The 13792-nt window shown below is 67.5% G+C and carries 8 protein-coding genes; 6 read left to right on the forward strand and 2 right to left on the reverse strand.

Annotation, left to right across the window (positions count from 1 at the left end):
- Nucleotide 1 precedes the first annotated feature (1 nt).
- The 4 genes from FFS30_RS14835 (at nucleotide 2) to FFS30_RS14850 (ending at nucleotide 8321) form a co-directional block, all read left to right on the forward strand.
- Nucleotides 2–6229, forward strand: a complete 6228-nt coding sequence (locus tag FFS30_RS14835) for an Hpt domain-containing protein (protein WP_137913936.1) — start codon at nucleotides 2–4, stop codon at nucleotides 6227–6229.
- 15 nt (nucleotides 6230–6244) lie between these two features.
- Nucleotides 6245–6715 (forward strand): chemotaxis protein CheW, encoded by a 471-nt coding sequence (locus FFS30_RS14840; RefSeq protein WP_137913937.1) that lies wholly within the window; start codon nucleotides 6245–6247, stop codon nucleotides 6713–6715.
- A gap of 111 nt (nucleotides 6716–6826) precedes the next feature.
- Nucleotides 6827–7387 (forward strand): hypothetical protein, encoded by a 561-nt coding sequence (locus FFS30_RS14845; protein ID WP_137913938.1) that lies wholly within the window; start codon nucleotides 6827–6829, stop codon nucleotides 7385–7387.
- A gap of 160 nt (nucleotides 7388–7547) precedes the next feature.
- The gene (locus FFS30_RS14850; protein ID WP_171014637.1) at nucleotides 7548–8321 is read left to right on the forward strand and encodes a class I SAM-dependent methyltransferase; all 774 of its coding nucleotides are present in this window, start codon (nucleotides 7548–7550) and stop codon (nucleotides 8319–8321) included.
- A 74-nt stretch (nucleotides 8322–8395) separates the two neighbouring features.
- Here the strand turns inward: FFS30_RS14850 and FFS30_RS14855 are convergent, their stop codons facing one another.
- Nucleotides 8396–9898 (reverse strand): MFS transporter, encoded by a 1503-nt coding sequence (locus FFS30_RS14855; protein ID WP_137913940.1) that lies wholly within the window; start codon nucleotides 9896–9898, stop codon nucleotides 8396–8398.
- 96 nt (nucleotides 9899–9994) lie between these two features.
- On the opposite strand from FFS30_RS14855, the gene FFS30_RS14860 reads away from it, so the two are divergent.
- Complete coding sequence (locus FFS30_RS14860; protein ID WP_137913941.1) at nucleotides 9995–10885, forward strand: LysR family transcriptional regulator; 891 nt, start codon at nucleotides 9995–9997, stop codon at nucleotides 10883–10885.
- A gap of 11 nt (nucleotides 10886–10896) precedes the next feature.
- Here FFS30_RS14860 and tilS read toward each other — a convergent pair whose 3' ends face one another.
- Complete coding sequence (gene tilS, locus FFS30_RS14865) at nucleotides 10897–12195, reverse strand: tRNA lysidine(34) synthetase TilS (RefSeq protein WP_137913942.1); 1299 nt, start codon at nucleotides 12193–12195, stop codon at nucleotides 10897–10899.
- 52 nt (nucleotides 12196–12247) lie between these two features.
- Between tilS and folC the strand changes: the two genes are divergently transcribed.
- Nucleotides 12248–13552, forward strand: a complete 1305-nt coding sequence (gene folC, locus FFS30_RS14870) for a bifunctional tetrahydrofolate synthase/dihydrofolate synthase (protein ID WP_137913943.1) — start codon at nucleotides 12248–12250, stop codon at nucleotides 13550–13552.
- The last annotated feature ends 240 nt before the right edge of the window (nucleotides 13553–13792 follow it).

Raw genomic sequence — 13792 nt, forward strand, 5'->3', positions numbered from 1 at the left:
GATGAATCTCACTCAGGAAACCGACTTCACGGCGCTGGGCTGGATCAAGCCCGAGCTCGACGCGACGCTGAAGCAGGCGCGCCAGTCGCTTGAACGCTTCGCCGCCGACCCCGCCGACACGCAGGCGATGCGCGACTGCGCCGCCGACCTCCACACGACCCACGGCACGCTGCACATGGTCGAGCTGTACGGCGCCGCGCTCGTGACCGAGGAAATGGAACGCGTCGCGCGCGGCCTCGTCGACGGCGGCATCGCGCCGCGCGAGGACGTGTATTCCGTGCTCATGCGCGGTTTTCTGCAACTGCCCGACTATCTCGAGCGCCTGCAGAGCGGACACAAAGACATCCCGATCGTCCTGCTGCCGCTGCTCAACGATCTGCGCGCGGCGCGCGGCGAAAAATTGCTCAGCGAGTCGGTGCTGTTTGCGCCGAACATCGACGCGGGGTTGCCGACCCCGGCTGCGAATGCACTGCATCCGGAAATCCTGCGCACGAGTGCAAAGAGCCTGCGCAACGATTACCAGCTCTCACTGCTGCGCTGGATTCGCGAGCCTGCGGCCGCTGCGCCGCTCGCGCGCATCGCACAAATTTTCGACAGCCTCTACGCCGGCTGCGGCGAGGACGTCGCGCGCCGCCTCTGGTGGATCGCCGGCGCTGTCGTCGAAGGGCTGCAGAGCGGCTCGATCGATGCGAGCGTCGCGATCAAGCTGCTGTTCGGCAAACTCGACCGCGAGATCAAACGCCTGATCGACGAAGGCGAAGCCGCGCTTGCTTCGTCGCAGACCAAGGAACTGGTCAAGAACCTGCTCTATTACCTCGCCCACGCGCAGACCCATGGCACGCGCGCCGAAGCCGTGGTCGCCTTCTACAACCTGCGCAACCTGCTGCCGACCCAAGAAGAACTCGAACACGCGCACGGCTCGATCTCGGGCCACAACCGCGCCCTGCTCGACACCGTTGCCGGCGGCATCCGCGAAGATCTGCTGCGGGTCAAGGAAACCCTCAACGTCTACCTGCACTCGCCGAACCGCAACGTCGCCGATCTCGCCATGCAGGCCGAGACGCTTGCCGGCCTCGCCGACACGTTCGGCATGCTCGGCATGGGCCAGCCGCGCCAGCTCGTGATCGAGCAGCGCGACGCGATCCGTCGCATCGCCGACGGCTCCGCGGAAGCGAACGAAGACAATCTGCTCGACATCGCCGGCGGTCTGCTCGTGGTCGAGGCGTCGCTCGACGACCACATCTCGCGCCTCGGCGCCAAAGACGAAGCAGCCGAAACCGCGCCCGCGACCGAAGTGCCGCGTGCCGAAGTCGTGCGCCTGCTCTATGTGCTGATGCAGGAAGCGCTGGTCAACGTCGGCAAGGTCAAGCAGGACATCATCGCCTTCATCGAAGGCCCGTGGGACTACGCGCATCTGGAAACCGCGCCGGGCCTGCTCGCCGAAATCGCCGGCGCTCTCGACATGCTCGCCCTGCGCGATGCGGCGAAGCCGGTCAACGCTATGGTGCAGTACGTGCAGAACGAACTGCTGCAGCACCGCAGCGTGCCCGAGCGCCGGCAGATCGATGCGCTTGCCGACGCGGTCGCCTCGATCGAGTACTACATCGAGGCGGTGCGCGAACAGCGCGGCGATCGCGAGCGCGTGCTCGACGTGATGCGCGAGAGCCTCGCCTCGCTCGGTTATTGGCCCGAAATCAAGTCGGCCGCGGAAGCCGCTGCGGCTCACGCGCAGGAGGATGCGGCGCAGACGGCCGCCGAAGCCGCCGCGCCGGTCGCCGCGTTTACCTCCGCACCGACGACGGCTCCCGCGCCGGTTGCCGATGCGGCGCCGCCGGTGATCGACGAAGAACTGCGGCAGGTGTTTCTCGACGAGATGGACGACGAGATTGCCAGCCTGCGCAAGCATTTTCCGCTGTGGCGCGCCGATCCAGAGGAAACCGAAAACCTCAAGACCGTGCGCCGCTCGTTCCACACCCTCAAGGGTTCTGGCCGTCTCGTCGGTGCGCTCGCGCTCGGCGACTTCGCCTGGAAGATCGAGAACATGCTCAATCGCGTGCTCGACCGCAGCATCACGGCGAGCCCGCCGTTGCTGCACGTGGTCGGCTATGCGATCGGCGCGCTGCCGCGCTTCCGCGACGAATTGAGCCGGCACGAGCGTTCGAGCTTTGCGATGGAAGGCTTCTCTGCGGCGATCGACCGCCTCTGCGCGGGCGATACCTCGCCGATCGACGAAAGCAGTTTCGCCGCGCCGGCCGCGCCAGCGGTGGTCGAAGCGCCTGCTGCCGAGACGGCGCAGGTCGACACACCTGTCGCCGAGACACCGGCTGTCGAAGCTGCGCCGATCGATCACGCGTTCGTCGCGGAGGCGCCGGTTGCGGCCAGCGAGCCGCCCGTGGCCGAACCGGTCATCAAGGCGCCGCTGGTTCTCGAGTTGGTGCCAATGACCGAAGGTGAGCTGCCGGTCGAGATCAAACCGCCGGCTGCGGTGGAGCCGCCCGCTGCGTCCGAACCCGAGCACGCCGCCGAGGGCGAACACGAACTCGAAAAGGAGCCGGCAGCGAAAACCGAATGGTTCGAGCTGGAACCGTTGGTCGAGCTCGAAGAGCCCGTCGAAGAGGAACCGCACGCCGCAACCGCTCACTTCGCCGATACGTTGGATCTCGCCGAAGACCTGCGTGCGGCGGAAACGCATGAGGCCGCTGAGCCGCTGTTTGCCGCCGCGCCCGAAACCGAAACGCCGGCCGAGCCCGGACCGGCTGCGGCGTCCGCGCCGCACGTCGATCAACTGCTGCTCGAAGTGCTGCGCAGCGAAGCCGATGCGCATCTCGCCGTCGTCGACGCGGCGGTGGCGCGCGGGCGCGAAGCGCCGCTTACGGTGCGCGACGAACTCGTGCGCGCGGTGCACACGCTGAACGGTGCGTTCGCGATGGTCGAGGCGCCGCAGATGGCGCATCTGCTCGCGCCGGTCGAAAGCTGGCTCGCGCGTTCGCACAACGCCGGGCGCACGCTCGATGCCGATGGCATCGCTGCGCTCGAATCCGTTTCCGCATCGGCCAAGCAGACGTTGGCCGCGCTCGAAGGTACCGGCGCCGCCATGCCGGACACGGCGGAACTTACGGCGCGCATCGTCGCCTGGCGCGACGGTGTCTCCGCGGCCGAGTCGATCATCGACGATGCCGAACCGTCCGTGGCGGACGAGTTTGCCGACTTCGCCGAAGAACTCGAACACGCCACCCCGCACTTCGCTGGCGATGCTCCCGCTGAAATGGCCGAACCGGTCGAGACTGCGGCGCATGGGGAGGTGTCGCTCGAAGACGACGATATCGAAGCCTTGATCGCCGGATTCGCCGACGAGACGTCGACGCACGAAGCCGGCAGCGCAGAGGTTCCGGCCGAGATGGCCGAATTCATGGACCTGACGGGGCTCGATGCCGCGCCGGTCGCGGATGCGCCGGCTCACGTGTCCGAGACACCGCCGGTCGAAGCCGATACCGCGCTGTCGCCCGACGATTTCGAAGCGGCGATCGCGGCGAACGAGACATTGCTTTCGCGCACGATCCCGGCCGAGCCGCCGGTTGCCGAGGAAGTGGCGCCACCGGCGCATGCCGAGACGGAGCATGTTGCTTTCGCCGACGAGCAGAGTCTGCACGAGGCGGCGGAAGAAGCGTTGCCGCAGGCGTCGCATGAACCCGTGGCGGCCGAGGAAGCGCCGTCGTCGTTCGCCGATGCGCCGTCGCCGGAACCGACTCACGCTCCCGAATTTTTCTCGCCGCCCGCGCCCGCGGAGCCGGCGTACGAGCCGCCGGTGCGCGCGTCCGCGCCGGCCGATGCGGTCCTTCCGGTGCCCGACATCGACGAAGACCTGCTCGACATCTTCGTGCTCGAAGCGCAGGAAATTCTCGACCGCACCGACACGCTCGTGCTGCGCCTGCGCGGCGCACCGGGCGACACCGGCCTGCTCGACGGGTTGCGCCGCGACCTGCATACGATCAAGGGCGGCGCAAACATGTCCGCGCTCGCCTCGATCGGTGAGCTCGGTCATGCGATGGAATCGCTGCTCGAAGGCGCGGTGGAAAACGGCCGCGAACTCGACGGTGCGATGCTGCACGCGATCGAGCGCGGCTTCGATACCCTGCATTCGCTGGTCCAGGCGACCGCCGCGCGCCAGCCGACGACGATGCCGTCGGCGTTGATCGCGCGCCTCGAGTCGCTGTCGCGCAGCGAGCCCGAGATCGAACCCGCCGTTGCCGAACCGCCGCCGGAGCCGCAGGCGCCCGCGCCCGCGCCGGTTGCTTATTTCGTGGACGACGCTCCCGCGCCCGCCGCAGCCGCCGAGCCTGTCGAAACGGCTGCCGCCGAAGAAGCCGCGTCCGGTGCCGCCGCGCCGCAGCAGGACGAGCCGGTATTCGCCGGCAGCGAATACATCCGTGTGCGTGCCGCTCAACTCGACACCATGGTCAACGGCGCCAGCGAAGTGGCGATCTACCGTTCGCGTCTGGAACAGCAGATCGCCAGCTACCGCGCCAACGTCGTCGAAATGGAAGCGACCGTATCGCGTCTGCGCGAGCAGATGCGCCGCCTCGAACTCGAGGCCGAGGCGCAGATGGCTTCGCGTTTCCAGCGCGAAGGCGACGCCTCGACGTTCGATCCGCTCGAACTCGACCGCTTCAGCCAGTTGCAGCAGCTCTCGCGCAGCTTGGCCGAGTCGATGTCGGACTTGGTCTCGATCCAGGTCGGTTTCGACCAGCTCACGCGTCAGTCCGAGTCGCTGCTGATGCAGCAGTCGCGCGTCAGCGCCGATTTGCAGGAAAGCCTCATGCGCACGCGCATGGTGCCGTTCGATTCGCTCGTGCCGGCGCTGCGCCGCACCTTGCGCCAGACCGCAGTCTCGCTCAGCAAAGAGGCGCTGCTGCGCGTCGAAGGCGCACAGGGCGAAATGGACCGCACCCTGCTCGAACGCATGAAGGCGCCGCTCGAACACATGCTGCGCAACGCCCTCGTGCATGGCATCGAAGACGTGCCCGAGCGCCTCGCCGCGGGCAAGCCGATCGAAGGCAATGTGCGCATCGCGCTCGCGCGTGAAGCGACCGAAACCGTGCTGCGCATCAGCGACGACGGCCGTGGCCTCGACCGCGCAGCGATCCGCCGCCGCGCGATCGAACGCGGCCTGCTCACACCCGATGCGAAGATCGGCGACCGCGAGCTCGACGCCTTCATTCTCGCCAGCGGCTTCTCGACCGCGGAAAGCCTGACCCACCTCGCCGGCCGCGGCGTCGGCATGGACGTGGTCGCCAACCAGATCAAGCAGCTCGGCGGCTCGCTCGCGATCGAGTCGAATCCCGGCCGCGGCGCCGCATTCACCGTGCGCCTGCCGTTCACGCTCGGCGTGACCCAGGCGATCATCGTGCGCCTCGGCGATGCGAACTATGCGATCCCGATGAATGCGGTACAAGGCGCCGTGCACATCGCGCGTGGCGAACTCGACACGCGCCTCGCCGCGGAAGAACCGGAATACGTCTACGCTGGCGAAGCGTACCCGATCCTCGATCTCGCTCCGCTGCTCGGCGAAATCTCGCCCGCGGTGCCCGACGACGTGCACGTGCCGCTGCTGATCGTGCGCAGCGGCGACCAGCGCGCCGCGGTGCGCGTGGACCACGTGCTCGGTTCGCGCGAGATCGTGGTCAAGTCGGTCGGCCCGCAGATCACCTCGGTGCCGGGCATCCTCGGCGCAACGATCATGGGCGACGGCTCGGTCATCATGATTCTCGACCTCGCTCCGCTGCTGCGCCGCGTCGCCGCGCTGCGTGCGCAGGGCGTTGCGCCCGTGGTTCCCGCTGCCGCAGCGCGCGTGCAGCGTCGCCGGCTCATCATGGTCGTCGACGATTCGATCACCATGCGCAAGGCGACGTCGCGCGTGCTCGAACGCGAGGAAATGGACGTGGTCACGGCGAAGGACGGCATCGATGCAATCGAAAAGCTCGCCGACCGCATCCCCGATCTGGTCGTGCTCGACATCGAGATGCCGCGCATGGACGGCTATCAGTTCGCCGAGCATATGAAGGGCGATCCGCGCACCGCGCGCGTGCCGATCATCATGGTCACCTCGCGCACCGGCGACAAACATCGCGCGCGCGCGCAGGAGATCGGCGTCGAAGGCTACCTCGGCAAGCCGTACCAGGACGTCGAGCTGATCAAGAACATCCGCGACCTGCTCGGCACGGCGCAGTAAGGCACAGGAACCGACATGAGCGAAGCCCTTCCGCGCGAAATCCACGCCGTCCTCATTTCGATCGGCGGCGCCCGCGTGCTGCTGCCGAATGCGATCGTCGCCGAGATCGCGCCGCTCTCCGGCCTGGAAAAGATCGACGGCGCGCCGGCGTGGCTGCTCGGACGCATGCCCTGGCGCGACGGCGCGATTCCGCTCGTTTCGCTGCCGATGCTGACCGGCACGAGCGCGCACGAAGACACCAAGCAGGCGCGCGTCGCGGTGCTCAAGACGCTCGACGGCAAGGACGGCGCGCTGCCGCACATCGGCCTGATCGCCCAGGGCCTGCCGCGCCTGACCACGATCACGCCCGACCTGCTCGTGCGCACCGACGGCGGCGAGCAGCCGTCGCCCGGAACGAGCGCGCACGTGCTCGTGCGCAGCGATCAGGCGGTCATTCCCGATCTGAACTGGATCGAGGCAAAGGTCGCGCAAGCGCTCGCCATCTGAAAACGGCGCTGCGCGCAGCTTGGCTGCACGCGGCGATCGACTCGGCGGCGGGGCATCCGATCTCCGCGCGCAGAAGGACACCGGTCTTCATCCACGAAGAAGGAGTGTGCCATGTCGCTGCTGTCTTTCTGGTTGCCCGTAGTGCTTTCCGCCGTGTTCGTGTTCATCGCGAGCAGCGTGATCAATATGGCGTTGAAGTTCTGGCATACGCCCGACTATCGACGTTTTGACAACGAGGACGAAATCGGCGACGCGATTCGCAAGACCGCGCCGGTCCCCGGTATGTACGTGATTCCGCACTGCGATCCGGCGACGCTCAAGGACCCTGCGGTGCGGGCGAAGTTCGAGCGCGGGCCGATCGCCAAGATCAACTTGAGCGCCAACGGGATGTTCAATCTCGGCGCATTCCTTGGCCAGTGGTTCGCGTTCTGCCTCGTCGTGTCGATCCTCTGCGCCGCGCTCGCCGCGCAGGCGCTGCCGCCGCACCCCGGCAGCCACGCGATCTGGCACACGGTCGGGCTCGCGGCACTGCTCGGCTACTCGCTCGGCGAGGGCACGAATTCGATCTGGCGCGCGCAGCCATGGATCGTGTCGGTCAAATACATGATCGATGGCCTGGTCTACGCGATCGTCACCGCGGCCACGTTCGCGTGGTTGTGGCCGGCGGCGTAGACCGCCGCACGGGCGTCGACGATACGCGGCGCGAGCGTCGGCCGCGCCGCGCTTGGTATCATTGCTGAGTGCGGCCGGCCGGGGCGTGCGTTGCGGACGAGCCGTGCAGGCCGCCGCGCGCCGCCGCGGGCGCCGCGCGAGGTCATCACACGGAGCAGCAATGTCGACAGCTACGACCGACCGCGATGCGCTGTATGCGCGCGCGCTGGAAAAACAATGGTTCTATCCGCTGACTCTGCCGGACGGACGCCAGCTCACGAGCACACACGACGGCCGCGTCGACGCGATCCATCACACGCGCGCGCGCATGCTCGACGCGTTTCTTGCCGACAAGCTCGGCGGCGACCGGTCGGGCATGAGCGCGATCGACCTGGCTTGCCACCAGGGCTGGTTCTCGCTGCAGCTCGCACGTGCCGGCTTCGGCCGCGTCGAGGCGATCGATGCGCGTGCCGAACACGTCGAGGACGCCGCGCTGCTCGCGCAGATTTATGAATTGAGCGCGATCAATACGCGCCAGCGCGATGTGTTCGCGCTGAAGCCCGAGAACGATGGCATGCACGACCTCGTGCTGATGTTCGGCCTGCTCTATCATCTCGAGAACCCGATCGGCGCGCTGCGCGTCGCGCGCACGCTCGCGCGCCGCGCCTGCGTGATCGAGACCCAGGTCGTGCCGCATATGTCGGGTATGGTCGACTGGGGTTCGTACGAATACGTGCGCCCGCTCAAGGGCTGCTTCGGCATCATCGATGAAGTCGACGAAATCCATGCGCCCGAAGCGAGCGTGACCGGCGTCTGCCTCGCTCCGAGTACCGAAGGCCTGATCTGGCTGCTGCGCGCGATCGGTTTCCGCGACGCCTACGTGCTGCCGGTGCCGGCCGACGGCTATGAGCAGTTGCGTCACGGCAAGCGCGTCATGGTCGCGGCGCTGGTCTGATTTTCCTGCACGCGAATCCCCGGGAGTCTTCCCGGGGATGAGTCGAATCTCTTTCGCGGCAAACGCGTTGCGGACTAACGCCGCGCAGATGCCGCGCCGCGCCCGAAGATCGTGTAGCTGATTGCCGCGAGCACGATCACGCCGATGCCGCCGTAGAGCATCACGGCACCGAAGCCGTGCGCCAGTGCGGTGTGTGCGAGCGTGTCGGACGCGGCCAGATTGCCCGCGGCGATGCGTTCGGCCTGCGCCTGCAGCGCGGTGGCATCCACGCTTGCGCCGAGCGCGCCGCGCAGTTGTGCGCGGATGCTTTCCTGCAGGATCAAACCCATGACCGCGATATTGATCGCGAGCGCGATCAGGCGCGCGCTCACGTCGATGCCCGAGGCCATGCCGGCGCGGTCGCTCGACACCGAGGCCGTCGTCGTATTCGTCACCGGCGTATTGGTCAGGCCGATGCCGATGCCGGCGACGAGCAAGCCGGGCAGGATCGTCCATCCGCTCGCATGTTCGAGGCTGCTGCCGAGCGCCATCAGCACGAAGCCCGTGCCGATCGTGGCCAGACCGAGCGGCACGGCGACGCGCGCGCCGTAGCGTTGCAGGATGCGCTCGGCGACCGGCGTCATCGCGAGGAAGGGCAGGGTGTAGGCGAGCAGGAAGACGCCGGCGGTCGAACTGTCGTAGCCGAGCACGCCCTGGAAATAGATCGGCAGGTAGATCATGAACGGCCAGTAGCTGAAGTTCATGCCGATGCAGCCGATGATCGCGCCGGAGAACTGGCGGATGCCGAACACCGAGAAATCGAACATCGGATGGGCAATGCGTTTCTCGACGACGACGAAGGCGACGAATCCGACGACGCTCAGCGCGAGGATGCCGAGCGCGGCCGCGCTGGCGAAGCCGAGGTCGGAGCCCTGGGTGATGAAATAGGTCAGCGCGAAGACCGCGACCGACAGGGTGACGATGCCCCAGAGATCGAGATGCTCAGCCTGCGGATCGCGCGACTCCTGCACGCTGCCCACGGCGAGCGCGAGCGACAGCGCGGCGATCGGCGCCTGGATCAGGAACACCCATTGCCAGTTCGAAACGGCGACGATCAGGCCGCCGATGATCGGGCCGAAGCCGAGGCCGACGCCGCTGATCACGCCCCAGGCGACGAAGGCGCGGCTGCGCTCGGCGCCTTCGCGGAACTGGTGCGAGAGCACCGCGATCGTGCAGATCAGCATCGCGCCGCCGGCCATGCCCTGGAGAAAGCGGCCGACGATCAGCACGGCGGTGTTCGCAGCCAGGCCGCAGAGCAGCGAGGTGATGCCGAACGCGGTGACGCAGATCAGGAATACGCGCTTGCGGCCGTAGCGGTCGGCGAGCGTGCCGGTCGCCATAAGCACGGTGGTGCAGGCGATCGTGTAGGCGTTCATGATCCACTGCAGGCCCTTGAAATCGGCGTGCAGGACTTTTTCCAGGGTCGGCAGAATCACCGGCACGCTGGAGATTTCCAGGCCGAACATCAGGGTGGCGAGGCAGACGGCGACGAGGGCAAGCGTATTGCTGCGTTCGCGAGACGGAATGGCGGCAGCCATAAGGGGGCCGAGAGTGGAAGGAGGGGGCGGGCATTGTGCCGAGTCGTCGATCATGATAGAAATGATTTAATTTCTATCGATTCATTATTTTTCATCATGGATTTCGATCCCGCTCTGCTGCGTACCTTCGTTGCGGTCAAAGAGGCCGGTGGATTCACGCGTGCGGCCGAGCGCTTGTACCTGACCCAGTCCGCGGTCAGCCATCAGATCCGCCGCCTCGAAGAACACGTCGGCCGGCCGCTGCTGCATCGCACGACGCGCAAGTTGAACCTGACCCAGGACGGCGAGGATCTTTTGCGCTACGCGAAGCAGGCCCTGCAGTCGCTCGATACCTTGAACGCGCGCTTCCGCCCCTCGCCGATTGCGGGCGTACTTCGCGTCGGCGTGCCGGAGAATTTCATGGGCAGCCAGTTTCCGAAACTGCTCTGCCAGTTTGCGCGGACCTTTCCCGGCGTACGCCTCGAAGTCTGTGCTGGCATCTCGCTCGACCTGCGCGAAATGCTCGCGGGCGGTGAACTCGACCTCGCCATTGTGCTGGGCGTCCCGGCCGGCAAGGACGGCGTTGTCGTGCGGCGTACGCAATTCGTCTGGGCCGCCGCGGAGTATTTCGAGCTGCCGGCGAACGGCTCGCTGCCGCTGGCCTTCGCGCCGTCGTCGTGCATCTGCCGCCAGGTCGGCCTCGACGCGCTCGACGGCACGCCGATCGACTGGCATATCGCGTTCACCTCGCAGAGTGTGCGCGACTTGCTTGCCGCCGTGCACGGCGGCTTCGGTGTCGCCGTGTTGACCCGCGACAACCTGGAGCCCGGCATGAAAGTCATCGGTGACGGCTACGGCTTGCCGGCCTTGCCGAGCGCGGATTTTCTTCTGATCCGCGGCAAGACCGACGCAACGCCAGCGGCCGACGCGTTCGCTCGGCTCGTGCTCGAAATGGCCGAGCCGGAACAGGCGGAACCCGTGGAGCGCAAACGCAAACGCGCGGCCTAACCGTTGCGCGGCTAGGTAACGTCTTCGCTGCGAAAACAGAAGCGCAAATCGAGATCGACGGCCGCGTCGCTGCGGAAAAGATCGGCGACCGCAATAAGCTTGTCGCCGCGGCAGATCAGCGGAATGCGTTCGCGCAGCCAGGGCGGCACGCCGGCTTCCTGCAGCAGCAGGCGCAGTTCGCGCGTATGCGCCATGCCGGCAGGCCGGATGCGTTCGCCGCCGCGGCGGTAGCGCACAGTCAGCGCCGGCGAGACCTGCCGCGGCCGTGCCAGTTCGAGCGTGCCGCCGCCGGGCAGCGCCAGTTTCGCTTGTCCGTCCCAATCTGCTTGCCAGGCGTCGGTTAGCGGCGTCGGTGTGCGCAGCGCGTAGACCAGGTCGCGATAGCGGCGCAGTTCAGTGGCGCTGAAACGCACGCAGGGCAGGCGGTCCGGTTCGGCATCGCGCAATTGGCGTTCGAGTTCGGCGACGTGGAAGTGCGCGGGCTCGTCGAGGCCGAGGCCGCGCAGCCACAGGCGCAGCACCGGGTCGCGCAGCGCGTCGTGCAGGTTCAGCCAGTCGCGATAGACGAGCGTTGCCGGATCGAGGCCTTGCAGGCGTGCGAGCGCCTTGCGCGCCTCGGCATCGACGAAGTCGGCCGCATTGCGTGCCCAGCCCGCGCTGTGCGCGAGCGCGACGTCGGCGTCGGGCCAGCGCGCACGCAGGCGCGGCAAGATTTCGCGGCGCAGAAAATTGCGCCGCAGCGCGGTGTCGGCGTTGCTCGGATCGTCGAGTCCGTCGATGTCGTGTGCTCGCGCGTAGTCGAGCACGGCGGCGCGCGGCAGTTCGAGCAGCGGCCGCCAGAGCAGGCCGGCGCCGAATTTGCGCAGCGCACGCATGCCGCCGAGGCCTTCTGGCCCCGCGCCGCGCAGCAGTTTCAGCAGCACGGTTTCGGCTTGATCGTCTCGATGGTGGGCGAGGGCGAGGATTTCGCCGCGCGCGAGCACGCGCTCGAATGCGTCGCGCCGTGCGGTGCGCGCTGCGTCTTCGAGCCCGGTGCCGCGGTCGCGCGCGACCTCGACGCGGACGACCTCGATCGGCACGCCGAGACCGGTCGCGAACTTGCGGCAATGTTCCGACCACACCGCGCTGTCGGCATGCAGGGCATGATCGACATGCACGGCGCGCAGACCGCGCGCGAGTGCGATCGGATTGTGCGCGAGGGCATGCAGCAACACGCTAGAATCCGCGCCGCCGCTGTAACCGACAACCAGCGCGCCGGGCGGCAGCGCGGCGAGGGCAAGATTCAATTGGTCGGCAACGGCGCGCGGCATAACGTCATCACGCCAGAGTGCGTGCGTATTTGCAACACAGAAGAACCGGGAAATGACATCACGCACCCTTGAGGAATGGCTCGACTACCAGCTGAGCGTGCATGCGCTCGGCGTCGATCTCGGTCTTGCGCGCGTGCGCGAGGTGTGGCGGCGCATGGGCGTGGCGCGTGTGGCGCCGGTGGTCATCACCGTCGGCGGCACCAACGGCAAGGGCTCGACCGTCGCCTTTCTCGAAGCGATGCTCGCGGCAAGCGGCAAGCGCGTGGGTTGCTACACCTCGCCGCACCTGCTGCGCTACAACGAGCGCGTGCGCGTCGCCGGCATCGATGCGAGCGATGCGCTGCTGGTCGAGGCGTTCGAGCACATCGAAGCGGCGCGCCTCTCGCTGCCGGAGCAGCCGATCACGCTGACCTATTTCGAATTCGGCACGCTCGCTGCATTGTGGATTTTTGCGCAAAGTGGACTCGATGCCGCCGTGCTCGAAGTCGGCCTCGGCGGCCGCCTCGATGCGGTCAATATCATCGATGCGGATGCGTCCGTGGTGACCACGATCGATCTCGATCATCAGGATTGGCTCGGCAACGACCGTGCGCAGATCGCGCGCGAGAAGGCCGGGATTTTTCGCGCCGGCCGGCCCGCGGTCATCGGCGACGCGGCGGCGCCCGAGGCGTTGGCGCAAAGTGCGCGTGACATCGGCGCGGCGATCTTCGAGGCCGGGCACGACTACCGTTTCGAACCGGCGGAAAATGGTTGGGTCTGGATGGCGCAGGAACGCCGCGTCGCCTTGCCCGCCCCGGCACTCGTCGCGCCGGTGCAGCGCGCAAACGCGGCCGCGGCGATCGCAGCTTTGCACTGCCTGCGCGACCGGATCGTCGTCGACGATGCAGCGCTCGCCGCCGGTGTGCGCAATGCGCGCGTCAGCGCGCGGCTGCAGCGATTCGGCAAATCCGGCGCAGCCGAACTCGTTATCGACGTGGCACACAATCCGCAGGCTGCCGAAGTGCTTGCGCGCTGGCTCGCGCTGGCGCCGTCGCGCGGACGCACCCTTGCGGTGTTCGGCGCGCTGGCCGACAAGGACATCGCCGGCATCGTCGTGCCGCTCATCGCGGCGATCGACCGCTGGTATGTCGCGGGTCTCGACGCGGAAACGCCGCGCGGACTCGCCGCATCGGATCTGGCCGCGCGCATGGATGCGGCCATGGCGACGGCGCGCGAATGCTTTGCCGATGTCGACCGCGCGCTCGATGCGGCGCTCGCCGCGGCGAGGCCGGACGACCGTATTCTCGCTTTCGGTTCGTTCCACGTCGCGGCGCCGGCGCTTGCATGGGCGGCGCGCAACGGCTTCGTCGCTGCGTAAGAAATTGGCGAAAGATCGGCCACGCTCGACGTTGCGTACGCGGCGGCGGTATGTGTTTTCGCAGTGGACAGAGAGACTCGCATTCCAACTGCCGATGCCGCGCAACGGTGTTGGCGGGCTGGGCCTGCGGTAGGGGACGGCATCGCGCAACCCGAGGTAAATAGGCGGACGTCGAATCGCAGGTTCCTAACGGGCGCCCGCTATAATCGGCGCAGGCTACGGAGGACGCTATGGATTCTG

Origin of the sequence: Rudaea sp. 3F27F6 (assembly GCF_005503555.1) — a bacterium.
Taxonomy (GTDB): domain Bacteria; phylum Pseudomonadota; class Gammaproteobacteria; order Xanthomonadales; family Rhodanobacteraceae; genus Rudaea.

Coding starts and splice junctions, on each gene's coding strand:
- FFS30_RS14835 (WP_137913936.1), top strand. CDS start 2: ATGAATCTCACTCAGGAAACCGACTTCACGGCGCTGGGCTGGATCAAG.
- FFS30_RS14840 (WP_137913937.1), top strand. CDS start 6,245: ATGAGCGAAGCCCTTCCGCGCGAAATCCACGCCGTCCTCATTTCGATC.
- FFS30_RS14845 (WP_137913938.1), top strand. CDS start 6,827: ATGTCGCTGCTGTCTTTCTGGTTGCCCGTAGTGCTTTCCGCCGTGTTC.
- FFS30_RS14850 (WP_171014637.1), top strand. CDS start 7,548: ATGTCGACAGCTACGACCGACCGCGATGCGCTGTATGCGCGCGCGCTG.
- FFS30_RS14855 (WP_137913940.1), bottom strand. CDS start 9,898: ATGGCTGCCGCCATTCCGTCTCGCGAACGCAGCAATACGCTTGCCCTC.
- FFS30_RS14860 (WP_137913941.1), top strand. CDS start 9,995: ATGGATTTCGATCCCGCTCTGCTGCGTACCTTCGTTGCGGTCAAAGAG.
- tilS (WP_137913942.1), bottom strand. CDS start 12,195: ATGCCGCGCGCCGTTGCCGACCAATTGAATCTTGCCCTCGCCGCGCTG.
- folC (WP_137913943.1), top strand. CDS start 12,248: ATGACATCACGCACCCTTGAGGAATGGCTCGACTACCAGCTGAGCGTG.